22 protein-coding genes are annotated in these 23,487 nt (G+C 34.5%); 4 read left to right on the top strand and 18 right to left on the bottom strand.

The window, feature by feature from the left end; all coding sequences use genetic code 11:
* Positions 1-138: 138 nt before the first annotated feature.
* From B5X62_RS08365 to B5X62_RS08335, 7 genes are all read right to left on the bottom strand, one after another.
* Positions 139-1,188, bottom strand: a complete 1,050-nt coding sequence (locus tag B5X62_RS08365) for a hypothetical protein (protein ID WP_079666978.1) — start codon at positions 1,186-1,188, stop codon at positions 139-141.
* Position 1,189: 1 nt separating this feature from the next.
* The gene (locus tag B5X62_RS08360; RefSeq protein ID WP_079666977.1) at positions 1,190-2,041 is read right to left on the bottom strand and encodes a glycosyltransferase family 2 protein; all 852 of its coding nucleotides are present in this window, start codon (positions 2,039-2,041) and stop codon (positions 1,190-1,192) included.
* Between the two features lie 11 nt (positions 2,042-2,052).
* The gene (locus tag B5X62_RS08355) at positions 2,053-2,853 is read right to left on the bottom strand and encodes a class I SAM-dependent methyltransferase (protein ID WP_079666976.1); all 801 of its coding nucleotides are present in this window, start codon (positions 2,851-2,853) and stop codon (positions 2,053-2,055) included.
* A complete protein-coding gene (gene aspA, locus B5X62_RS08350) occupies positions 2,853-4,256 on the bottom strand; it encodes an aspartate ammonia-lyase (protein WP_079666975.1) in 1,404 nt (467 codons plus the stop codon). Before aspA ends, B5X62_RS08355 begins: the two co-directional genes overlap by 1 nt.
* Before the next feature lie 190 nt (positions 4,257-4,446).
* A complete protein-coding gene (gene lysS, locus B5X62_RS08345; protein WP_079666974.1) occupies positions 4,447-6,141 on the bottom strand; it encodes a lysine--tRNA ligase in 1,695 nt (564 codons plus the stop codon).
* An 87-nt stretch (positions 6,142-6,228) separates the two neighbouring features.
* Positions 6,229-7,158, bottom strand: a complete 930-nt coding sequence (gene rlmF / locus B5X62_RS08340; protein WP_079666973.1) for a 23S rRNA (adenine(1618)-N(6))-methyltransferase RlmF — start codon at positions 7,156-7,158, stop codon at positions 6,229-6,231.
* A gap of 4 nt (positions 7,159-7,162) precedes the next feature.
* Complete coding sequence (locus B5X62_RS08335; RefSeq protein WP_079666972.1) at positions 7,163-7,552, bottom strand: c-type cytochrome; 390 nt, start codon at positions 7,550-7,552, stop codon at positions 7,163-7,165.
* Positions 7,553-7,831: 279 nt separating this feature from the next.
* On the opposite strand from B5X62_RS08335, the gene dusB reads away from it, so the two are divergent.
* Positions 7,832-8,824, top strand: coding sequence for a tRNA dihydrouridine synthase DusB (gene dusB, locus B5X62_RS08330; protein WP_079666971.1), 993 nt, complete (start codon positions 7,832-7,834; stop codon positions 8,822-8,824).
* A gap of 4 nt (positions 8,825-8,828) precedes the next feature.
* Entirely contained in the window at positions 8,829-9,428 is a 600-nt protein-coding gene (locus B5X62_RS08325; RefSeq protein WP_144038338.1) for a hypothetical protein, read from the top strand.
* A 209-nt stretch (positions 9,429-9,637) separates the two neighbouring features.
* On the opposite strand, the gene B5X62_RS08320 is transcribed toward B5X62_RS08325, so the two are convergent.
* From B5X62_RS08320 to B5X62_RS08280, 9 genes are all read right to left on the bottom strand, one after another.
* Positions 9,638-12,073, bottom strand: coding sequence for a beta-mannosidase (locus tag B5X62_RS08320; RefSeq protein WP_144038337.1), 2,436 nt, complete (start codon positions 12,071-12,073; stop codon positions 9,638-9,640).
* 51 nt (positions 12,074-12,124) lie between these two features.
* A complete protein-coding gene (locus tag B5X62_RS08315; protein ID WP_079666968.1) occupies positions 12,125-12,787 on the bottom strand; it encodes a copper homeostasis protein CutC in 663 nt (220 codons plus the stop codon).
* A gap of 60 nt (positions 12,788-12,847) precedes the next feature.
* The gene (locus B5X62_RS08310; protein ID WP_079666967.1) at positions 12,848-13,396 is read right to left on the bottom strand and encodes a hypothetical protein; all 549 of its coding nucleotides are present in this window, start codon (positions 13,394-13,396) and stop codon (positions 12,848-12,850) included.
* A 53-nt stretch (positions 13,397-13,449) separates the two neighbouring features.
* Entirely contained in the window at positions 13,450-13,956 is a 507-nt protein-coding gene (locus B5X62_RS08305; RefSeq protein ID WP_079666966.1) for a hypothetical protein, read from the bottom strand.
* Positions 13,957-13,967: 11 nt separating this feature from the next.
* Positions 13,968-14,780 (bottom strand): hypothetical protein, encoded by an 813-nt coding sequence (locus B5X62_RS08300; RefSeq protein ID WP_144038336.1) that lies wholly within the window; start codon positions 14,778-14,780, stop codon positions 13,968-13,970.
* A gap of 13 nt (positions 14,781-14,793) precedes the next feature.
* A complete protein-coding gene (locus tag B5X62_RS08295) occupies positions 14,794-15,480 on the bottom strand; it encodes a hypothetical protein (protein ID WP_079666964.1) in 687 nt (228 codons plus the stop codon).
* Positions 15,481-15,493: 13 nt separating this feature from the next.
* Positions 15,494-16,147: a hypothetical protein gene (locus tag B5X62_RS08290; protein WP_079666963.1), complete on the bottom strand. Its 654-nt coding sequence runs from the start codon at positions 16,145-16,147 to the stop codon at positions 15,494-15,496.
* 28 nt (positions 16,148-16,175) lie between these two features.
* On the bottom strand, positions 16,176-16,718 hold the full coding sequence (locus B5X62_RS08285; protein WP_079666962.1) for a hypothetical protein: 543 nt from the start codon (positions 16,716-16,718) through the stop codon (positions 16,176-16,178).
* 165 nt (positions 16,719-16,883) lie between these two features.
* Complete coding sequence (locus tag B5X62_RS08280) at positions 16,884-17,882, bottom strand: isoaspartyl peptidase/L-asparaginase family protein (protein ID WP_079666961.1); 999 nt, start codon at positions 17,880-17,882, stop codon at positions 16,884-16,886.
* A gap of 415 nt (positions 17,883-18,297) precedes the next feature.
* Between B5X62_RS08280 and B5X62_RS08275 the strand changes: the two genes are divergently transcribed.
* Both B5X62_RS08275 and B5X62_RS08270 read left to right on the top strand, forming a co-directional pair.
* On the top strand, positions 18,298-19,257 hold the full coding sequence (locus B5X62_RS08275) for a hypothetical protein (RefSeq protein WP_144038335.1): 960 nt from the start codon (positions 18,298-18,300) through the stop codon (positions 19,255-19,257).
* Positions 19,258-19,307: 50 nt separating this feature from the next.
* Positions 19,308-19,883 (top strand): hypothetical protein, encoded by a 576-nt coding sequence (locus B5X62_RS08270; RefSeq protein ID WP_079666959.1) that lies wholly within the window; start codon positions 19,308-19,310, stop codon positions 19,881-19,883.
* 12 nt (positions 19,884-19,895) lie between these two features.
* Here the strand turns inward: B5X62_RS08270 and B5X62_RS08265 are convergent, their stop codons facing one another.
* Positions 19,896-22,148: a glycoside hydrolase family 20 protein gene (locus tag B5X62_RS08265; protein ID WP_079666958.1), complete on the bottom strand. Its 2,253-nt coding sequence runs from the start codon at positions 22,146-22,148 to the stop codon at positions 19,896-19,898.
* A gap of 90 nt (positions 22,149-22,238) precedes the next feature.
* Positions 22,239-23,408, bottom strand: coding sequence for a proline dehydrogenase family protein (locus B5X62_RS08260; protein WP_079667141.1), 1,170 nt, complete (start codon positions 23,406-23,408; stop codon positions 22,239-22,241).
* Between the last annotated feature and the right edge of the window lie 79 nt (positions 23,409-23,487).

Here is a 23,487-nt window from a genome sequence, read left to right as displayed (position 1 = left end):
GTCGTATCCAAAATTTCGGATAACAAAATTAGGGAATTTTTATGGGATTAGTAAGTGACTGACTGGCTAATTCTTAAACTTAAAAACATAGATTCTAGTTTTAAGAATTTGAAAATTTAGAAATCGAAAAATAAAGAATTATTTTATCATTTTTAATAAAACCTGTTCAGCTTTCTCACGAATCTTTTCTTTTGAAAAATCAGAAAATTGATTGAGTTTTTGCTGTTTTAAATCTTCAAATTGTGTCCAAACATCTTCTATTTCGTTATAAATAAAATCTAAGTCTGTTTGATAATTTAATGGAAAAACAGCCTGTTTTCCGAATTTAATTGCATCACCAATATTTCCTGTCATTTTGGAAATTCCATAAAATTCTGGAATGCCCAAAAATTCTGTTTCTTTTTGAATAGGACACCAAAGTACATCTGCTTTTTGCATCCAAACATCAAAATCTGCTTGCGAAACTTTCTCTTGAAAACTGATGATTTCAACTTTCGAATCTAAAACTGGTTTTAAATTATCAATCGCTTGTTGAATCTCAAAATTCGCTTTTCCAAGAAAAATAACTTCGACTTTACAAGTTGGATTATTAAGATTTTTTAGACTTTCTAAAATATGAAAATAATCGCGACGACTTTGTGAAGCAGCTCCAGGAACGACAATTCTTAAAACCTCATCTTTATTTTCATCATTTAAAAATTGATTAAAAAATAGACCTAAATATTGAAATCTCTCATTGGAAAAAGCTTTATCCAAAACCAAAAGACTTTGATCTTTTCGGTACAAAGCTGGTGCAGATAACAGACTTTCTTTTAATAATAATTTTAATCGATAACGAAAATCTTTGATAAAAACCGATTTTAACAATTGACTTTTTGAAGCTTTTGTAAAATTAAGATTGTGACAAATAATCGCTGAATTATACTTCGCTCGAATCGCTAAAAATGTATTAAAATAACGGTGCGCCGTCCCGATAATCACCAAATCATATTTTTGTTTGGATAATTGATCCAAAATAATACTCGGTTCCGAAAGTTTAACAGAATTTGACTTAACATCAAACAATTTGTAAACTCTCTCCGACAAATAAAAATCAACATCAAAGATTTTGGAATCTTTAAAAAGTTCGTAAAAATTCTTTGCAATTTCGGCGTGCGTATCTAGTTCAATATAAGCGATTTTCTTCATCTTACTTTGATTTTAGATATTTTTTAAACATCGTTTGCCAGCGAAGTTGACGAATATAAAGAATCTCGTCGTTGGTCAAAACACGCTCTTGATTTTGTTTAAAATAAGATTTAATTGTAATAAAAAACTCAGAAAAAGATTTGGATTTCATGGCGGATTTTGCTGATGAAATCATCGCCAGAGGAATATCTAAACCAATATTGTAAAAATATTCGCCAAGTTTTTCAGCTTTTTGTTTTTTGTATTTATAAGCAGTTGGACGAAGATGTTTTACCCACAAATCTTTGATTGTAGCTACTTCCCAACCTGCTTTTTGCGCCAACATGACATCGATATTATCCCAACCCAAAACAGCGCGAAGTCCCTTCATTGCTTCGAAACATTCTTTTCGATAAGCTTTAATAGGACCGCGAACATGGTCTTTTGAGGACAAATTTTCAAAAACCCAATCGCCTTTTTCGTTTTGAATATAAACCAAACCGCTCAACATTCCCAATTTGGGATTTTGTTCGAAACCTTGACTTATTTTAAAAAGATAATCTTGTGGAAAAACAATATCTGCATCGTATTTGCAAATAATATCTACATCGGATAAATCTTCGTATTGAAGACCTTTTTCGAAAGTTTGGACAACTTTAGCACCAGGTTGATGTTCGGATTTTTGAAGATTTTTAATCCAAAAATTAGGATGTTTTAATAAAAACTTTTCAACCAATTCTTGAGTAGAATCTGTTGAGCCATCATTAACCACAACACAACGAAAATCCTGAAAACTCTGTTGAGCCAAAGACTCCAAACATTGCAAAATACAAGCTTCCTCGTTGTGCGCGGGAATAATGATAAGAAATTTCAAAATTTATTTTATTAAAATGAATTCTGTTTAACCGTAATTTTAAACAATGATTCTGGCGTTTTTGGACTTTCAAAAGTTTTGGTTTTAAAATTTCCTTTTACAAAAACGGCACACATTGTATTTTGGACATGATATAGATGTTGATGAAATTCTGTCGGTAAGGCATCCAAAATAGCTTTGAAAACTTCATATCTAACTTTCTCCGGATTGTAGGCGTAATCGTGCCAAACAACAATCGTATTCTCGTGCATTAGATTCTCAAAAACCTTTTCTGTATCGTGCTTTACCATCTCATAAGAATGATCGCCATCAATAAAAATAAGGTCAAATTTTTGATTCAAAGATTTAAAATCAAAAGTCTTGGTATTTGATTCAAGATGCTTAATATTTGGATTCTTTTTCGACAAAACGCCATGCAATTCTGCATATTTAGGATTCCAACCTAAATCCATCATTTCCTTTTTAGAAAGGTTAAGCGTATAGCAATTATCTATGTTTTTGGCAACATTCCAAACACTTTCGCCACGCCAAGTTCCGATCTCAAAATAGTTTTTCTTATTTTGAGCCAAAGACTTAAGAAGCGCAATATCTGTTGGTAAAGAGCCTCCATCTAGCACAAACAAATCAACATCCACATCCAAAGGAACACCTAACAATTCGTCAAAAGACAATAATGGCAAGGTCTTTAGATTAGGATATTTTTGAAAATGTTCTTGTTCGCGAACAGAGTTCTCATCTAGTACGAGATTGAGCAAACTCGGTTCACTAATAATATTTTGGGTAGCTTTTACTAACTTTTTTAGTTTAGACATTATAATAAATTATGAGGCGTCAACATATTGGCAGGATCAAGAATAGCATCTAGTTTTTCTTGTGTTAAAATCTGATGTTCTAGCACCAAATCATAAACACTTTTACCAGTTTCTAAAGCTTCTTGAGCAATTTTAGTTGAATTTTTGTAGCCAATATACGGATTTAAAGCTGTAACAATACCAATACTGTTTTTAACCATATTAAGACAAACCTCTTTATTAGCGGTAATACCGACAATACATTTCTCACGAAGCGTATCTAGAGCGTTGCTCATAAAGTTGTTGCTTTCCATAATCGCGTGACAAAGCACAGGCTCCATCACGTTAAGTTGTAACTGTCCAGCTTCTGCTGCAAATGTTACTGTTAAATCGTTACCGATCACTTTATAACAAACCTGGTTAACAACCTCTGGAATTACTGGATTAACCTTACCTGGCATAATTGAAGATCCGGGTTGCATTGGAGGCAAATTAATCTCAAAAAATCCTGCTCTAGGCCCAGAAGCTAACAAACGAAGATCGTTACAGATTTTCGACATCTTAACTGCTAGACGCTTCATCGCCGAAGAATAAATAACGTAAGATCCTGTATCAGGCGTAGCTTCCACCAAGTTAGGCGCAGTTACCATCGGCATTCCTGTAATTTCGGCCAAGTTAAGAGCACAACGTTTTGCATACATTGGTGGCGCATTAAGTCCTGTACCAATCGCGGTTGCACCCATATTAATCTCAACAAAGAGAAGTGCGTTATTATTTAGTTTAGAAATATCTTCTTCAAGATTGGCTGCATAAGCTTCAAACTCCTGTCCCAAAGTCATCGGAACAGCATCTTGAAGTTGCGTTCGTCCCATTTTGATAACATCGTTAAACTCTACACCTTTTGCACGAAATGCATCAATCGTTTTAATTAATTTTTGAACTAAAATCGCATTCATGTTATATAAAGCGATCTTAATAGCTGTAGGATATGCGTCGTTAGTAGATTGCGATAAATTGATATGGTCATTTGGCGAACAGAATTGATAATCACCACGTGATTTTCCCATCATTTCTAAAACACGGTTAGCGATAACTTCGTTAGCATTCATGTTAACAGATGTACCTGCGCCACCTTGGATCATATCGATTGGGAATTGATCATCAAATTTACCTTCAACAACCTCATCACATGCTTTAACAATATACTGATAAAGTTCTTCATCAAGCAAACCTAGCTCATAATTGGTTCTAGCAGCACCTTTTTTAACATAACCTAAAGCTTTAATAAACTCAGGAAATTGCGACAAGGTCTGTCCAGAAATTTTAAAATTATTAATAGCTCTTTGGGTTTGCACACCATAATAAGCCTGCGCTGGGACTTGTAATTCTCCTAATAAATCACTTTCTATTCTGTAGTCTGTCATACGATCAAATTAAAGTGGAAAGTTAAAATATTTTTGAAGAAGTGGAAAATTTTAAACTTTCTTTTTGTAGATTTTTTTTGAACAAAATTATTCATGCGATTCATAAAATTAAAAGCATGCCTGTGGATAAATATCGGAAACAAAAAAACGAACCGAAGTTCGTTTTTTTTAATATATCATTAGGATTCTGTTATGCCAATTTCATCAACAAAATATCATCTACTTTTTCCACTTTTACCAAGTTATTTTTAGTTAAAGTTTTAGAAGCTTTGTCCCATTTCTTTCCTGAGAATTTGGTTTGCTCTTTTACGTCATTCAAAGGCATTTGCTCTCCAGATTTTAGGATTTCAAGAATTAACTTTTCATCTTCTCCTAGCTCAATTGTTGGCGCTACTTTTTCTGGCTTCATTTGAGGGAAGAACAATACTTCTTGGATTGATGGGTTGTTCGTTAAGAACATAATCAATCTATCCATACCGATTCCTAAACCTGAAGTTGGTGGCATACCATACTCTAAAGCTCTTAGGAAATCTTGGTCGATAAACATTGCTTCATCATCTCCTCTTTCAGACAACGCCATTTGCGCTTCAAAACGCTCTCTTTGATCGATTGGGTCGTTCAATTCTGAGTAAGCATTCGCGATTTCTTTCCCACAAACCATCAATTCGAAACGCTCTGTAAGACCTTCTTTGCTTCTATGTTTCTTGGTTAAAGGCGACATTTCAACAGGATAATCTGTAATGAAAGTCGGCTGAATGAAGTTTCCTTCACATTTCTCGCCGAAAATTTCATCAATTAATTTTCCTTTACCCATCGTTTCGTTTACTTCGATACCAATAGATTTTGCAAATTCGAAAAGTTCTTGTTCAGATTTTCCAGTAATATCGAAACCTGTATATTTTTCAATCGCTTCTTGCATAGAAACTCTTGGATACGGCGCTTTCCAGCTAATTTGATGTTCACCAAAAGTAGATTCTGCAGTTCCGTTAACTTGCGTTGCACAGAATTCTAATAATTTCTCTGTGAAATCCATCATCCAGTTGTAATCTTTGTAAGCTACATAGATTTCCATGGCTGTAAATTCTGGATTATGAGTTCTGTCCATTCCTTCGTTACGGAAGTTTTTCGAGAATTCATAAACACCATCAAAACCACCAACGATCAATCTTTTAAGATACAATTCGTTTGCAATTCTTAAATACAAAGGAATATCTAAAGCATTGTGATGTGTAATAAATGGTTTTGCAGCCGCTCCACCTGGAATCGATTGTAAAATTGGCGTTTCAACCTCGAAATATCCAGCATCATTGAAAAAATTACGCATCGCAGTGAATAATTTTGTTCTCTTCACGAAAATTTCTTTCACATGAGGATTCACTACTAAATCGGCGTAACGCTGTCTGTAACGCATTTCTGGATCGGTAAAACCATCATGAACATTACCATCAGCATCCACTTTTGGCAATGGCAAAGGACGAAGCGACTTTGTTAAAAGAATAAAATTCTTAACATTAACGGTCATTTCGCCTACTTGAGTTTTGAACAAATCACCTTCGATACCGATGATATCACCGATATCTAAAAGCTTTTTGTAAACTTCGTTGTATAAATCTTTATCTTCTCCCGGACAGATTTCGTCACGGTTAAAATACACTTGGATACGACCTTTAGAATCTTGAAGTTCCGCAAAAGATGCTTTCCCTTGGATTCTTCTGGACATTAATCTACCTGCAATCTTCACCTGTTTACCCTCTGCAAAATCCTGTTTTATAGATTCTGTAGTATCAGTAATTGTGTATTCTTCCGCTGGGAATGCATTGATCCCCATTTTGCCGAGCTCTTCTAACTTTTGTCGGCGGATAATTTCCTGTTCAGATAATTGCATTGTCTTATTTTAAATAACGTGCAAAATTAGTGAATTTAGAATTGATGGTCAATTGCTTTGCTGAGATTTTTTTTAAACTGAATTAAATTAATTTGTCCAAGATTTTCTTTCGTTTTTCGGAATAAAAGTCCAAGCCAGAATTCGGCTTATTTTTTGACCTTGCGCCATGTCGATAACTTTAACATCGATGACACTTATCTTTTTTAAATTTTCTAAAAGTTTCGGAAGATGTTCCTTTTTAGAAATCAAACATGTGAACCATAAAACTTGTTGTGAAAAAGTTTTACTTTCTGTAATCATTTTTGTAACAAAAGCTAATTCGCCACCATCGCACCACAACTCGGATTGTTGACCTCCAAAGTTGAAATTAACTTTTGGAGTTTTGTTTTTATTAAGATTTTTAGTTTTTCGAGAATTTCCTTTTATCGCTTCTTCTTCAGATTTATGAAAAGGTGGATTACACATTGTCAGCGTAAACTTATCTTCTACCTGAATTATATTTTTAAAAATGAAATCAGGATTCGTCTGCTTTTTTAATTGAACTAAATTGGAAAGTTCAGGATTAGCATTTAATATTTTTTGAGCATTTTCCAGCGAAGCTTCATTAATGTCAGTTCCTAAAACTTGCCATTGGTATGACTGACTCGCGATAATTGGATAGACCATATTAGCGCCAACGCCGATATCTATTAATTTGACATTTTTATTTTTAGGAATTTCACCAAGATCTTCCGCTAACAAATCTACTAAATAATGTACATAATCTGCTCGACCAGGAATCGGCGGACAAAGATTGGCATCGGGAATATCCCAATCTTTAATATGATAAAACTTCTGAAGCAAAGCTTTGTTCAGAAGTTTCACCGCTTTCGAAATACTAAAATTAATGGTTTTTGCACCAAATTTATTTTCGAAAACATAATGTTTAAGCTCTGGAACTTCGATTATTAAATCATCAAAATCGTAAGCTTGTCGATGAAGATTTCTAGGATGAAGATTTGATTTTTCGTCGGACATCAAACTATTTCTTCAAGCTTAGAACATAAGACGCCATCAACTTTGCATTTTCTTTACTAAGTCCAGGATGTGCAGCCATAGGGACATTTCCCCAAACACCAGAACTTCCTTGGATGATTTTTTCGGCAAGCGCGTCAATATTTTCGGGTGTATTTTCGTATTTCGCAGCCACTTCTTCGTAAGCTGGGCCGATCATTTTTTCATTAACTTTATGACAAGCCAAACAATCCGCACCTTCAACCAAAGATTTACCCTCTTCCAAAGGCGTTAATTTCGCTTCTTCTTGTTTAGGTTCTTCAATAAGTGTTGTTGATTCTTTAGAATCTGTTGCCTCAGCTTTCTTTGAACAAGAAAAAACTAGCAAACCAACTGCTACTAAAAGGATTTTTTTCATAATCTTACTTTTCAACAAATTTAATCAAAGTATCTTGAACAAAAAAAGAGAATGTCAATGACATTCTCTTTTTTAATTTGCTAAATAATCATCGATTTTAACCAATGATTATTTTGCGTCCCAATTTTATGAGTGATTGCGTTTTTGTGTTTGCAAATCTGCAAAAAGAATATTAGTGAAAAAATACCTATTTCGGGGTATATTATAATTTATTTTAACACTAAAATTCTCTCTTAAAATGCATGAAAATAAAATTTTAAAAATGCGTATTTTTGCAGCATGGTAAAAATTGGCAATATAGAACTTCCTGACTTTCCGCTTTTGCTAGCGCCGATGGAAGACGTTTCGGATCCACCTTTTAGAAGACTTTGCAAAATGCATGGTGCAGATTTGATGTATTCAGAATTTATTTCTTCAGAAGGACTCATTCGTGATGCCATAAAAAGCCGAAAAAAACTTGATATTTTCGATTACGAAAGACCTGTTGGTATCCAAATTTTTGGTGGAGACGAGGAAGCGATGGCGATGTCAGCAAGAATTGTGGAAACTGTAAATCCAGATATCGTAGACATCAACTTTGGTTGTCCTGTCAAAAAAGTCGTTTGCAAAGGTGCTGGCGCAGGCGTCCTAAAAGATATTGACCTGATGGTACGTTTGACAAAAGCTGTTGTGGATTCAACACATCTTCCTGTTACCGTTAAAACTCGTTTGGGTTGGGATACGGACAGCATTAACATCGATGAAGTTGCTGAAAGACTACAAGCAACTGGTATCAAAGCCTTGACGATCCACGCAAGAACGCGCGCCCAAATGTACAAAGGCGAAGCAGATTGGAATCATATTTCGAGAATTAAAAACAACCCAAATATTGAAATTCCGATTTTTGGAAATGGCGACATCGACTCTCCTCAAAAAGCTTTGGAATATAAAAATAAATTCGATTGCGATGGTATCATGATCGGTCGTGGTGCCATTGGTTATCCTTGGATTTTTAATGAGATAAAACATTATTTTGAAACTGGCGAAATCTTACCAGAACCAACGATTGCAGATCGACTAGAGGCCGTTAAAAACCACGCCGAATCGTCTGTAGAATGGAAAGGCGAACGTCCAGGGCTTATGGAAATGCGTCAACATTACAGCAATTACTTCCGTGGTATTCCGCATTTTAAAGAGTTTAAAACTAAATTTTTACAAGCTGTTACTTTGGAGGAAGTTGAAAACTTAATTGAAGAGACAAAAGTTTTTTATTCCGAAAAAAGCTTTTCATAAAGTAATGCGCTTTTTTGTCTTACTAATTTCAACGTTATTGGTTTTATCTTGTTCAGAAAACAAAGAAAACGACACTTATGAAATTTATAATACGATTTTGAAAGATCAAGTTTCTACTTACGGAATTCTTTTATCATATTATGACTTTTCACAAAAACTTAGCGAAAAAGAAGAAATAGGAAGGTCCAAAAGAATTGAAGATAGTCTTATTAAATCTAAAAGTCTTACTTATTATTTATCTCCAAAACTAAGCATTCTGGACACGCTTAATCCGTCTGATGAGTTTCGTGTTTCAAAAGAAGAGCAATTAATAGTAGAGTTTCGACCGAACTATTCTACTAAAAATATTGATTTTTCTAAACTTAGGCAATTAGAAATAGGTAAAAGAATTGATAAATCCCTACCAATTGACGACAATCAACCACATAGAACTTTTTTAGGCGATTATGATTTGTCTGAACCTATTTTCTACGCACAAAATAAAGCAGTCATAAGGCTACAACATAATTGCGGATCAAAATGTGGTGTGGGAATCCTGATTTATCTTGTTAAAAATAAGTCTAGTTGGAAAATAACTGAGATTAAAGATATTTGGATTTCCTAAATTTCTGTAACATTTCAGGAAAGTTTAGACTAATTTTATAGATTCAAGAAAAATCAATAAAAAAGGACAGACTTTCTACGGATGAGAAATCCCTAGCCACGATGGAAGCGGCATCCTTTGGGTTGGAGTGAGGCGGCGGAGCGGAGCGGAGCCGTCCGAGCGACAAGCCCAAAGATACAGCGGACAGCGTGATAAAGCTCCTAAAAAAACTACTGCATCGTATCCCACAAACTCATCACATCAACTTTATCCAAAGTTTTTGAAAGTTTAATCTTTCTTTTTTCGTTGGGAAGTAAATCAAAGAAGTTATCGGAAAAATGCGTATCGCCAATTAAGTAAACATCTTTTGCTAAAACATCTGTGGAAACTTCAATTTCGGTTGGAGAAATTTTCTTGATTTTGATGTTGGGTTTTGGAAGATTTAAGTCTTTTGGAGAAACAAAAAAATGCAATTTAGAAATTATTTTATCGGGAGTTTTTAGTTCGATTTTTAAAACGGCTAATTTATCAGTTATCCCTTTAAAAATTAAATTATTGAAGTCATAAACTTGCGTTGAACTATTTTGATTTACCAAAATTTCTTTGTCAAAACTTTGCATAGTTTCGCCTTTAAAATTCAATAAACTCAATTTAAATTTACCTTTAACCTTCTTAAAATCATCATTAATGAAAAAAACTTTGTAATTATTCCCCTCTTTTTCCATCGAAAAAATTTGAGGTTCAAAACTCCGTTTCGTTTGATAATGCAAAGCTTTCCAGTTTCCCAAATAGTCAATCGCCGACCACGAAACCACTGGCCAACAATCGTTAAGCTGCCAAATTAAAGTTCCCATATTGTAAGGCTTATTTCGGCGGTGCGCTTCGATGGCGATTTGCATTCCGCGAGCTTGCAATAACTGAGAAACATAATTGTACTGCACAAAATCGGTCGGGACTTTATAATCCCTTTCCATGTATTTATTGATGATTTCCCAACCTTTTGGATGTTTTTGATGGGCTAAAATCACTGGATTTTTTAAATTCAAATCAGGTTTTCCTGAAAACATGGCTTTTGTTGCTTCCAAACTTGGCATTCCCTGAAAACCGTATTCCGAAGCGAAACGCGGCACTTTTTCATTGTAAATTTCAAAAGGTTGTTCGCCCCACCAAACGCCCCAATAATGCGAATCGCCTTCTGTTAAACTTTCTTTATGTCCCCAACCAATCGATGGCGAGCTCGGCCAATAAATCGCATTGGGAGAAACTTCTTGCAAAGTTTTTGGAATTACTTCATGAAAAATCGTTTTGTAATCCCTCCAAACTTGTAAAGAATCTGCTTTTGAATATTTGAATTGCTTTTGATAACCCCAATTAACAATTGCTTCGTCCACTTCATTATTTCCGCACCACAACGCCAACGACGGATGATTTTGCAAACGTTTTACTTGGCTTTTAACTTCATTTTTTACATTTTCTTGAAAACGCTCATCGCTTGGATAAAAACTTCCCGCAAACGCAAAATCTTGCCAAACGAGAATTCCGTTTTCGTCGCAAGCCTTGTAAAACTCGTCGTCTTCGTAAATTCCGCCACCCCAAACTCTAATCATATTCATGTTGGCTTCTTTGGCGTCAGCAATTAATTTATGGTATTTTTCTTTCGTAATTCTTGGCAAAAAACTGTCGGCAGGAATCCAGTTACTTCCTTTGATGTACAAAGGTTTTCCGTTGACTTTGAAATAAAAAGATTTTCCTTTTTCATCTTTTTCTTGAACCAATTCAATCGTTCGAAGTCCGATTCTTTCGGTTTGGGAATCGATGACTTTGCCTTTATTAATAACTGAAATTTTAAAATCATACATTTCTGGTTTCCCAACACCATTAGGTTGCCACAATTTTGGATTTTTAATTTCAAAAGGAAACGAAACTTTATTGAGTTCTCTTTTTAGTTTTAAATTTTTATAAATTTTTCCATTAATCGAAACTTGAAGTTTTTCTAAATCGTCATCGCCAATTTCAGATGCATCTATTTCGGTATGAAAAACCAAATCCGCTTTTTTATCTGTTATTGATTTTTGTTCAACTCGAATATTTTCGATTTTGGCTTCGTCCCAAGTAATGAGTTTTACATCTTTCCAAATTCCAGCGGTTACCAAACGAGGTCCCCAATCCCAACCGAACTGATATTGGGCTTTTCTAACCAAACTTCTCGGACTTTCAGGCAACTGAAACGGAATTTCTTTGGCTAATTCTTTTCCTTCTTTAACGCTTGATGTAAATTTTATTGTCAAAACATTTTCGCCTTCTCGCAGATAATCGCTCACATAAACAACTTCTGGCGCAAACATATTGAAGGTTTTCGTGAGCGGACGACCATTGATGTGAATTTCTGTAAACGTATCTAAACCTTCAAAAATCAAGAGTTTATTGAGGTTGCTCCACTCTTTATTTGTAATCGTAAAATGACAGCGGTATTCCCAATCTTCATTTTCTATCCATTGCACTTTTTTCTCATTTTCGTCTAAAAAAGGATCTGGAATAATTTTGTGAGCCATCAAATCGGTATGAACCGTCCCTGGAACGGAGGCTTTCAGCCATTTTTCATCCTTCACATTTTTGAATTCCCAGTTTGTGGAAGAAAGACTTCGCGTGGTGGATTGAGACGACATAAAATTTAATCCTATTAAAAAAATGATGAATGAAAAAAACTTCATGGCAAATTATCTAAGTTGTTGCAGTAATTTTCTCAACTCTTCAACATCGATATTTTCTGAATCTGTCGAAATACAAGCCGAATGCAAATAATCAAAATTTTGCTTTAACTCAGCGATATTGGTTGATCTAACGCCACCGCCCACTAAAATTGTGATACGATCGCCAGCCAAGTTTTTAAGTTCTTTTAATTTATCCAAACCTTGCATTGCCGAACTTGCGCCGCCAGAAGTCAGAATGGTTTTAAAACCACATTTGATGATATCTTCCAAAGCTTCTTCTTGATTTTCGATGCGGTCAAAAGCGCGATGAAATGTACAAGGAATACCTGCTGCGTGGCTTATCATTTCTAGATTTTTATCAAAATCGAAACGATTATTTTCATCCAAAATCCCGAAAACGAAACCGTCCGCACCAACTTCTTTTAACATCATAAGGTCGGATTTCATTTGTTCTAACTCTTTTTCGTTGTAAAGAAAATCGCCACCACGAGGACGAATCATGGCATAAATAGGTACGTCTGATTTTTGTTTTAACTTAAGCAAAGTTTCGACATTTGGCGTAATGCCGCCCAAAGAATAATCTTCGCAAAGCTCGATTCTATCGACATTTTCTTGAATGGCTAAAAGTGCAGAAGCTTCGTTAAAACAAGCGATTTCAATTTTTGACATAATTTGACTTTTCACAAATATAAAAAGAAAAAGCTCTCAAAATTTGAAAGCTTTATGGGTTTATTCATCTTCTAAAACATCGGCAATTAAAAACTTGCCATCTTGCGCTTTGACTTTGATAATGCGCGGATAATTCTCATTAAATCCAACATCTCGAATATTAACATCAAAAATTAGAGTATCATTTTTCTGGCTAATTACATCAGATTTTGTGACTTTGATGTCTTGCCAATCTTGACCAGAAATTAAAAATCCGGTGCCAATTCCTGCTTTTTTAGTATCAAATTTTGATTTCCATTTTTTATCAAACTCTTCTTGTGTTAATGCATCATCGACATCCAAATCAACATTGGTTGCATCCGTTTTGTAATCGTAATAGTCTTTAGTGGTCATCGTTTGCATCGCTTTGTCATAATCGTTATCGGATTTGAAAAAAGCTTCGATATTTTTCTTAAGCCAATCTTTTGCTAAAGTTTCGTTTATTTTTGGCGGATCCATTGTTTCAACTTTTACAGAATCTTTTTTAACAATAGGTTCCGTAGCAATAGTCTCTTTTTTATTTTGACAAGCTAAACAAAAAATTAAAATAACAGGAAGTAAATATTTCATCGTATGTGTTTTTAAAAATTACTTCAAATTTAATTTAAAAAATAAAAATATGTTTATTGTTTATGAAGATTAAAAGTTACATCGGTCTCAACGCGATACATTTTTTTAATTTCTTCAAGAGATTGACCTGTATAAAAAACCAACATTTGATAATAGTCATTTTTCAGATTGGTCAATTTCATATTTTTTCCATCGTTAAATAATTCGACAGTCATCACGCCGGGATACCAAGTTACCGTCACTTTATTATCGTTAACATTATATTCTCCCATGTCGTTCACTTCTATGTCACCATCATACAAATACAATCGGTTGTCTTTGGTAAAATAAAATGTTTTGCCTTTCCAATAAGTATTCAGAGGGACTTCGACCTCGGGCGTACCTGGTACAGTCATATAAAGTTTGCCGTCGACATTGTCAACAATCCACTTGCCACGAAGACTTTCTCGAGTTATAGTCGGCGGTAAATCGTCATCCGTTTTGTCACCGCAACCCACAAGAACAGCAATGCTAAGACATAACATCGAAATAAAAATAAGTTTTAAATAATTGTTTTTCATAACCTTATATTTTAATTAAAAAATGAATTAATGTTATTGATGATAAAGTTTTTGTAGTCCGCGGCATTGGTACAATGTCCTTCTCCTGACGCAATTAGGAATTTACTTTTAGCTTTAACATTAGCGTTTGTGTTTGACTCAATCCCAGTTTTGAAATCTGTCCCGTTACCGTTAGTTGCAGCGTCAGTTGCATTTGCCATGTACAATACGGGCAACTTTAGTGCGCTGCCTTTCCATTGGTCGCCGCCACCACACTCAATAATTAATCCTTTGATACCCTCAATTGGTTGTCCGCCGTTGCCCATCTGTCCCGGAAGACTGATGCCAAGACTAAGGTTACCTCCTTTAGAAACGCCTCCTACAACAACATTGGATCTTGAAATGTTGTACGCAGGAGCTTCTTTACTAATAATTTCCTCAATATTTTGTTTGAATTTTATATTGCCGTCAGCGTAAGAACTTCCATTTTGATAAGTCGTTACAATGGCAACAAATCCCATTTTAGCAATGGCTTCGCATTGATTGTTTAACAAGGCATCATTAACATTTCCGCCATCGCCAACACCAAGAATGATAATACCTCTGCGCGCATTTTCACTGTTCGACTCTGGGTAATATGCTCGGTAATTAAAATTACTTGCTTGGATATCTTTAGTCAAAACCTTGTATACTTTAGGCAACGGAAGCGGTCTTTTCGTAGCTCCCTTTTTTAAAAGTTCGTAATATCTATCTGTTATTTCTTTGGAGATAGTTTTTTGACTTTTAAAACTTCCAATTCCTAGAAGTGACGCCATAATGACGAATAATTGTGTTTTTGTTTTCATGGTAATTATTTTTTTAATTAGAGTTTTTAAATTGTAAATCATAAATGATATTTGATAAAGTTTTAGCATTCTTATCCGTTTTAATTAGTCTTACATAGCCTAAATTATTATCCATAAAAAACCAATACGAATTGTCTATTTTTAAAAAATGAGCATTTAAGATTCTTTGTTTTGAAATTTTGTTTGAATCCAAATTAACAGTGTATCTATCAAGAGCTGATATTTTAAAAGTTTGAAGTAAATCGCCTTTCTTATTGTATTTTTGCAATCCATTTTTAGAAGAAACTTTCACAATATTTTGTTTTGAAATACCAAGCGGATTAATCTTTTTGGGAGCGTCAATAACTTGATAAAAATCTCTATCCGACAACAAATTAAAATCTCGAATCCACAAAGTGTCGGTTACAATTCCTTTTTTTGAACCTTTCATTAATCCAGCATAACCGTAGCTAAGGTGTGCTTTGGTTTCGCAGTTTATATCTTTGTAAGCTTGAGATGATCGATCTGGTGTTGCAAATTTTTGTTTGTGCACCAGCATAAAAAGCTTCTCGCCCTCGACATCAACTTTATACAAAGCGTTTGCAGTTGGATCTGTATCCATAATCTCTTGAAAACATTTTGGAATTGTTTCTTTTTTTTGTCCAAAAACAAAACATGAGAAAAGTGCAAGAAATAGCGAAATTGTTTTAAAATTTAACATCGTAGTATTTTTTTTATTTCAATTCAAGTTCGTATTGCAACATGATTTTCTCTTCGCCTTTGTTAAAACTTAGGTTTCGATAATGCGTCACTTTTCCTTTATTAAAAAGCGATTTAACAAGATAGTCGTCGGCAGGTTGTTGATCCAAGACAAAAGAACGTCCGTCTGCTATTGTAACTTTGGCGCTAGAAGTCGCAAAAATAATATTGGTATAATCATCAATATCTGTTATTAAAAGAGGAAGTGACATCCCAAGATTAGCAATATTTGCAGAACTTGTGACTTCCACTGGAGGAATATTGTCAATAGGACAATTTTTTTCTGCGGCTTGTGGCGCAAGTTGATAACCAAAATTAAAAGTAGGACAAAACTCTGCATAACTCCATGTAGAACTGTGGAAGGGATATAACAAAGTATGACTGCGCATCACTGCAATAGCTTCATAAAGACTTAGGCTAACTTTGGAAGACGAATTGGTCTTGTGCCAGACCTTTACCAATTTGACACTTAGTTTTTTTCTTAGCTTAATGACCTGTCCTGTAATAATTGGTTTTACCTCTATTTTTTTTACATTCTCTATTTTTCGAGGTCCGCTTTTTTCTTGTGCAGAAAATGTTTGGCTTATTACGACAAGGAATAATGCAAGGATAACATTTGTTTTTTTCATGATATGTGTTTTAAGATTATTAATAATTTTATTTTTTTACTAAATGAAAAACAATATCACTAGGCACTCGATAGATGCTTTTCACTTTGTCCAAAGGTATTTTGGTTTGCGAAGCTAGGATTGCATAGAACGATTCTGGGCTTTGCGTCATGGTCATATTTTGTCCCGAATTTGTTACCAAAAATGGCATCGAAAATTGGCCACAATATTTCGGAATACTAAAAGCTTTGCCATTATCAACAATTGTGTAATCGCTACTAATCATCACCGAATTGCCGTTAACAACATCTACTTTTCCATTGTTTTGAAACTTAAATACTTTCCCAATCCAAAAGCTAAGTGGCGCTTCGATTTCCATATTGCTTTTTTCAGGTTTTACATAGATATGACCATCCACATTTGTTATTTCCCACGAGCCAATAACCTGCATTGTTACAAGATTATTATTGATTTTAATGTTTGAAGATTTCGGGAGATTCTGTATTTTTTTAACAACGACTTTTTGTGCTTTAACAAAATTGGTTGACAAAATCCCGAACAACAACATAAAAAGTTTAATTTGAGTTTTCATGATACTTGTTTTTATAGGCTAAATGTCAGAAGATTTGTTACTAAGTTTCGGTACCAGTTGTCAAATGGTTGGTTTGACTTGTCGAATGGCGAAGATTTGCCCACAAAACACAAAAATGCCTCAGAATAACTTCCAAGGCATTTTTTATTTTCTTTGAATTAAAATTTATTTTAAACTAAATTCTGGTTTTTCTAATCGATTTCCTTTCTGATCATGCACTGCAAAGCTAAATCCATCCTGAATACAATATGCGCCATACTCACCTTTTTTGTTCAAGGCGATAAAGCCAACTTGGATATCTTTTAAGTTTTTTCCTCGACGTTTTGCGATGTTTACAATACGTTCCACAGCTTCTTTACAAGCTTTTTGAGGTGTTCGTCCTTGTCGCATTAATTCCACAACGAGATGCGTCCCGACAGTTCTTATAACTTCTTCGCCGTGGCCAGTTGCAGTTGCTGCACCAACTTCGTTATCGACAAATAATCCTGCCCCAATAATCGGCGAATCGCCCACTCTACCATGCATTTTGAAAGCCATTCCGCTGGTTGTACAAGCGCCCGACAAATTGCCATTCGCGTCCAAAGCAATCATCCCAATTGTATCGTGATTTTCGATGTTGACAATCGGCTTGTATTTACTTTCTTTTAACCATTCTTTCCATTCTTTCTCGGATTCTGGCGTTAATAGATTTTCTTTTTTAAAACCTTGCGAAATCGCAAATTCTAAAGCACCATCGGCAACCAACATCACATGTGGCGTTTTTTCCATAACCGCACGCGCCACCGAAATCGGATTTTTGATATGTTCCAAAGCTGCAACCGAGCCAATATTATAGTTTTCATCCATGATACAAGCATCCAAAGTTACTTTTCCGTCGCGGTCAGGACGTCCGCCATAACCTACACTTCTTTCGGTTGGATCGTCTTCCACCAAACGAACGCCTTTTTCTACAGCATCTAAGGCTCTTCCATTTTTTGATAAAATCTTCCAAGCTTCGACATTAGCTAATAATCCAAAATCCCAAGTCGACAGTACAATCGGTTTGTTGCTTGTTTTAGGTTCTGTGATGTTTGAAGTGCTAGCTAAAACATCAAGAGGATTTAGCAATAAAGCTGATGAAACAATGGCTGAATTTTTTATAAATTTTCGTCTGGAAGAACTCATATTAAGATTTTTAAATTGTGCTAAACAAATATCTGCATATTGTTGGATTGCGCAAAATCTATTTTAAAAATGATAACAAATTTATAATGAGAGAGCGTTTTACTACTATTTTAAAACAAATAAAAACCTTAGATTTAATAATAGATCACGACAACTTGGAAAGCTGCATTTTTTAAATATAAATTGTTTTAACAAATAAAATTATTCACTTAAAATCTTTTGTATTAAATGAGAATTATTAACTTCATAATTGCTAAACATTTATGATGTCGTTATGAAAATACAACTAACGCGACCAATTATTCTAAAACTGCTAGGTATTGCTTTTATCATATTTTTCGTACACAGATGCACCGTAGTCAACTTTAATTTTTTTTTGCCGTCAGGTAAGAGTGTTCCAGACTTATCTAAAACATTGAAAAATAAAACTTTTGAGCTCTTTAAAGTCATAGGTTCGATTTGGAATGAAATCCGCTATGATCCTCAAAATGATTTTTTCCTCATTGCGCAAAGCAACGCCATTACAAAACTGGACGCTAAAGGTACAAGATTATATTATTTGGATATGAATGAGCGTGATCCCGATGGTATGCCCGATAACATGGACTATACGCAAGCAACGTCTTACGTGGTTAGCTGGTACGGAATTTATGATTTATCAAAAGAAAAACCTTATTTGGAGAAATTTAGTAAAGTCATAAATACTGAGGGAAACATGGATAAAGACGCTTGGGATCTAGCGTTTCAAAATCTTTACGAAACCTCTGACGTTGTATTTTGGGGTTTTCGAAAATCGCTAAAAAGAGCATGGTTAAAACCGCTATATTTTCGACAGAACGGAAAATGGATTGTTCTGTACACCAACGAATATGGTTCGGGATACCGCATGGATAAAACGCCTCAATACAAAATGAATAATAAAATAATTCCGCAAAAATTCAATCGACTTTATTTGTTAAAAGACATCCAGCACAATGACAGTTATAGCGATTATCTTACGTCTGGCAATCAGTACGATTTTAGCAACGAGCCAGAAAGCAAATTGAAATATAGTAAACGCGCCAGCATCAAAACTTTATACTTTAAAAAAGAAGAAGTAGAACATGGTCCATATACTATTATTCCTGTACAATTTTCGGGAACGGCTGTTAATAAACTTCAATTCGAAAATAGCAGCATCACTTTTAAATCGATAGCACAGAAAGGCGCTGGACTGAATTTTTATCCTATTGAAACCGACTTTTTTATTTTTGAAGTTGCTGACGAATTCAAAAAAGAAAATACGCCATCCTTTCTATATTACAAATATCCAACCTCATGGAATTCGGACGATAACGAAGGTGTATATGTGATAAGAAAACTCAATAATAAATAGATGCAATAAAATTTTCTATTATAAAACAAATTACTAATCCAAACTAAAAAATGATGAAATGCTTATTTCTAAACATTTACAAAGCTTCTCTAAAACAGTTCAAGTTTCTCTCCATTGCTTTTGTATCAGTTGCTTGCGGTTCAGGTTCCAAAGACTTAAAACAAACCGAAGTTGAAAATTCTACTCAATTGAAAAGTGAAATCATCCAAGAAATTGCTAAAACAATGTCACCAAAAGACACGCTATTTTTAGTAACTCAAAGGATTCTGGGCGTTTGCGGAAATGACGATCGTTATGATGGTAAAACGACTATAAATGAAAAACTGGAGGAGCAAAAACACATTAAAGAAAATCCTTATTTCATCGATCTTTCAAAGGGTTTTGACGAGCAATATACAATTGATGGAAAAATACTTTTCACGGGAACTGCTTTCAATAACGAATTTAGTACTACAACACAACATTTTAATAATGATTCTTTAAAAATCAAGAAAACTGTTCGTGACATTCAAGCATTAAAAGTGAAAAAAGACAGCGTCGAAATCATTCTTCGAAATCAATCTGACAATGAAGATTCTAGAACATTCCTTTTCGTTAAAAATAATTCTAAATGGGAAAAGCGATAAAATTTTTGATTTTTAATTCACCGACAATTCATCCACAAAAAGCCAAGCTTTGTTACCTGCGCCAGCTTGTCCGTCGGGAATTAATCCATAATTTTGGATGGAAATTTTAATGTAGGTTTTCTTTTGTTTTGGAAAAGAAATATCCATAATTCCTTTGCTTTCAATAATGTCGTCTTGGGATACTTTTTTGATTTCTGTAAAAGTTTTTCCGTCATTAGAAACAGAAATTGTTACCGATTTTGGAAGATAAATCCAGCTTCCTTGTCTGTCCAAAGTATTGAATTTTAAATTACTAAACTCTGCTTCATCATCAAAATCGATTGTGGCTACCACGTCGGTTCCATTGAAGCCTAACCAATTTTTGCCATAATTTTTGGTATTTCCTAAAACACCATCTACTAACGTATTTTTGCCACCAGTGCTATAAGCTTCGGCAGGTGAATTTTCTAATTCAATAAATTTCCCAGTCGATTTTGAGAAATTAAAATTTTGAGTGGTAATAGGACTTAGGCGTTGTCCGTTTTCAAAATAGGCGGATTTTATAGTGCCGGTTTTATAAATTTCTAAAATATCTTTATAAACATTGGATGCATTTGTAGGCTCGGTTCCGTCGGTTGTATATCGAATATTTTTAGGGTCTTTTGCAGAACTTAAATCATAAAAAACTTTCCCGTGACTGCTAACAGAAACGTTTCCATTGACTTCAAAAATCGCTTTTGAATAATTGATTCCTTTTTTATCTAAAATATTAAAATGCTGAATCACTCGGTTTTCAAATTCTTTATATTCTGAAGGATTTGAAGTTCCCCAAGCAACTTCAGAAAGTGCCATCATTCTTGGAAAAATCATATATTCCACATGTTTAAAATCCAAAATATATTCTGTCCAAAGGTTTCCCTGCGTTCCCCAAATGAATTCACCTTCCTCCTCCGACAATTCACTTGGTATTGGATTATAATTATAAACTTTTTTCAAAGTCACATCGCCCCCAATCGCAATAGGTTCGGTATCTGGACTTCCTTGATAATAATCGAAATAATTGGTAGAAGTCGGCGTCATAATCGCTTTGTGGCCAGTTTTTGCAGCGTGAATGCCACCTTGAATTCCAGTCCAGCTCATAACCGTTGCATTTGGAGCTAAACCGCCTTCCAAAATTTCGTCCCAACCGATAATTTTTTTGCCTTTGGAATTGATATACTTTTCCATTCTCGTAATGAAATAGCTTTGCAAACCGAGTTCATCTTTTAAATTCAATTTCTTGATTAAATTCTGGCAGAATTCGCTTTGTTTCCATCTAATTTTAGGAGCTTCATCACCTCCAATGTGAATGTATTGATACGGAAAAAGTGGCATCACTTCATCCAAAACATTTTCTAAAAACTTAAAAGTTTCTTCTTTCGGACAAAAAATTTCCTCGGAAACACCCCATTGTTTCCAAACTTCATGAGGCCCTTTTGTACATCCCAATTCTGGATAAGCCGCCAAAGCCGCTTGCGCATGACCCGGCATTTCGATTTCTGGGATAACATCAATATGTAATTTTTCGGCATATTTTACAACATCTTTGATTTGTTCTTGTGTGTAAAATCCGCCGTATTTCTTATCATCAAACTTCATATCAGAATAAGCTCCGACTTGCGAACCATTTCGCCAAGCGCCAACAGAAGTTAGTTTTGGATATTTTTTGATTTCAATTCTCCAACCTTGGTCGTCTGTTAAATGCCAATGGAATTTGTTGTATTTGTACATCGCGAGATAATCCAAATACTTTTTGACTTCCTCAACCGTGAAAAAATGTCGACAAACGTCGAGATGCATTCCACGGTAAGCGAATTTGGGCGCGTCAGAAATTTCTAAAAAAGGAAGTTTTAAATCAGATTGATATTCTTCAATCAATTGTAAAAGTGTCTGCACACCACGAAAAACTCCAATATTGGTGTAAGCCGTGATTGAAATTCCGTTTTTATCGATTTTAAGACGATAAGATTCTGCCATCTTATCGGAGGGCTCTTTTATTCGAAGAACCGCTAATCTAATTTTTCCTGATTTCCCAATTTTAAAATCTTTTCCAATATTTTTTTTAAGTTGATTTTTTAGATAATCTGCTTCTGAATTTGAATCAATACTTTGAATAACAAAATCATTGGATAATTGTAAAAAACCATCATTAACTTTGACTTCTTTTGGTTTGGGAATGAATTGATTTTGTGCCATAATTTGACTTGACAAAAATAAGACAACAACAGAAAGCAGAATTTTTTTCATTTTTAAAACTTAGATAAAATAAATATACTCATTTAACACAAAAAATCCCCACCAAAACTGATGAGGATTTATTTATGTTTAAAACAAAACTTAAGCTTGTTTTCTACGTTTCAATTCTTTTTCGATAAGACCAAGCTCACGTCCAGTTTGTCCAGCAACAGACGTATTTTCTTGTGCTCTTCTTGTCAAATATGGCACTACATCTTTCACAGGTCCATAAGGAAGATACTTGGCAACATTGTAACCTTTGTCCGCAAGATAATAACTGATATTATCACTCATCCCGTACAATTGTCCAAAATATACATGCGGATTGTCGTGTTCCAAACCTTTAGCTTGCATTTTGTCCATAATTAGCTCGGTTGACTTTTCGTTATGCGTACCAAAAAATGCAGAAACTCTATCAAGGTTATTCATCATAAAGTCGATACCAGCATTGTAATTAATATCAGAAGCTTCTTTGTTTGGTTGGATTGGATCTGGATAGCCTTTTTCCGCAGCACGCGCTCTTTCTTTCTCCATATAAGCGCCACGAACGATTTTGTAACCGATGAAGTAGCCTTTTTCCTTCGCTCTTTCAAGATGTTCTGCCATATATTCTAGACGGCCAGTTCGGTACATTTGGATGGTATTCCAAACGATTGGTTTTTCCTTATTGTACTTCTCCATCATCTCTTCACAAAGTTGATCTGCAGCACCTTGCATCCAAGTTTCCTCTGCATCAACCATCACTTTTTTATCGCTTTCGTAGCACAATTTACAAACATCATCAAAACGTTTAACAACACGCTCCCACTCTGCTTTTTGACTTGTCGTCAACTCTGCGCCCTTTCCTACTTCTTCATATAAGTCGATTCTACCAAAAGCGGTCGGCTTGAAAACCACAAACGGAATGGCTGGATTACCAACAGAAAAACGAACAATATCTTTAATTTCTTTACAAAAAGCATCAAAAGTCTCTTCATCAACTTTTCCTTCGATAGAGTAATCGAAAATACTTCCTATCCTATGTTTGAATAAAGTTTTTACAACTTTCATACTTTCCTCACGCGTCTCGCCACCGCAAAATTGTTCGAACAAAGTTTGCTTTACAATACCGTCAACAAAAGGAAAATTATTTCTAACCACAAAGTTAAGCATCGAAACGCCCACACTCGTCAAACTTGGATTTTCGATCGCCTTGAACATCCAAAAAGCCTTCTTAAGTTGTGCATCTGTTTTATCTGCAAAGGCCAATTTAGTATCATTAAAAATACTCATATCTTGAATAAAATTTGAATCTTCAAAATTAAGCATTCCTAAGCATTAAAACTTGGATTAAGCCAAAAAATAATACATT

Origin of the sequence: Soonwooa buanensis, from assembly GCF_900167905.1 — a bacterium.
Taxonomy (GTDB): domain Bacteria; phylum Bacteroidota; class Bacteroidia; order Flavobacteriales; family Weeksellaceae; genus Soonwooa; species Soonwooa buanensis.
This window is presented reverse-complemented; position numbering and strand designations above follow the sequence as displayed.

Excerpts from the sequence above, each read along its gene's own strand:
- rlmF (WP_079666973.1), bottom strand. The coding sequence starts at position 7,158 with ATGTCCGACGAAAAATCAAATCTTCATCCTAGAAATCTTCATCGACAA.
- B5X62_RS08265 (WP_079666958.1), bottom strand. The coding sequence starts at position 22,148 with ATGAAAAAAATTCTGCTTTCTGTTGTTGTCTTATTTTTGTCAAGTCAA.
- B5X62_RS08305 (WP_079666966.1), bottom strand. The coding sequence starts at position 13,956 with ATGAAAAACAATTATTTAAAACTTATTTTTATTTCGATGTTATGTCTT.
- B5X62_RS08325 (WP_144038338.1), top strand. The coding sequence starts at position 8,829 with ATGCGCTTTTTTGTCTTACTAATTTCAACGTTATTGGTTTTATCTTGT.
- B5X62_RS08320 (WP_144038337.1), bottom strand. The coding sequence starts at position 12,073 with ATGTCGTCTCAATCCACCACGCGAAGTCTTTCTTCCACAAACTGGGAA.
- aspA (WP_079666975.1), bottom strand. The coding sequence starts at position 4,256 with ATGACAGACTACAGAATAGAAAGTGATTTATTAGGAGAATTACAAGTC.
- B5X62_RS08355 (WP_079666976.1), bottom strand. The coding sequence starts at position 2,853 with ATGTCTAAACTAAAAAAGTTAGTAAAAGCTACCCAAAATATTATTAGT.
- B5X62_RS08335 (WP_079666972.1), bottom strand. The coding sequence starts at position 7,552 with ATGAAAAAAATCCTTTTAGTAGCAGTTGGTTTGCTAGTTTTTTCTTGT.
- B5X62_RS08300 (WP_144038336.1), bottom strand. The coding sequence starts at position 14,780 with ATGAAAACAAAAACACAATTATTCGTCATTATGGCGTCACTTCTAGGA.
- B5X62_RS08365 (WP_079666978.1), bottom strand. The coding sequence starts at position 1,188 with ATGAAGAAAATCGCTTATATTGAACTAGATACGCACGCCGAAATTGCA.
- dusB (WP_079666971.1), top strand. The coding sequence starts at position 7,832 with ATGGTAAAAATTGGCAATATAGAACTTCCTGACTTTCCGCTTTTGCTA.
- B5X62_RS08295 (WP_079666964.1), bottom strand. The coding sequence starts at position 15,480 with ATGTTAAATTTTAAAACAATTTCGCTATTTCTTGCACTTTTCTCATGT.
- B5X62_RS08290 (WP_079666963.1), bottom strand. The coding sequence starts at position 16,147 with ATGAAAAAAACAAATGTTATCCTTGCATTATTCCTTGTCGTAATAAGC.
- B5X62_RS08270 (WP_079666959.1), top strand. The coding sequence starts at position 19,308 with ATGATGAAATGCTTATTTCTAAACATTTACAAAGCTTCTCTAAAACAG.
- B5X62_RS08280 (WP_079666961.1), bottom strand. The coding sequence starts at position 17,882 with ATGAGTTCTTCCAGACGAAAATTTATAAAAAATTCAGCCATTGTTTCA.
- lysS (WP_079666974.1), bottom strand. The coding sequence starts at position 6,141 with ATGCAATTATCTGAACAGGAAATTATCCGCCGACAAAAGTTAGAAGAG.
- B5X62_RS08285 (WP_079666962.1), bottom strand. The coding sequence starts at position 16,718 with ATGAAAACTCAAATTAAACTTTTTATGTTGTTGTTCGGGATTTTGTCA.
- B5X62_RS08310 (WP_079666967.1), bottom strand. The coding sequence starts at position 13,396 with ATGAAATATTTACTTCCTGTTATTTTAATTTTTTGTTTAGCTTGTCAA.
- B5X62_RS08315 (WP_079666968.1), bottom strand. The coding sequence starts at position 12,787 with ATGTCAAAAATTGAAATCGCTTGTTTTAACGAAGCTTCTGCACTTTTA.
- B5X62_RS08260 (WP_079667141.1), bottom strand. The coding sequence starts at position 23,408 with ATGAGTATTTTTAATGATACTAAATTGGCCTTTGCAGATAAAACAGAT.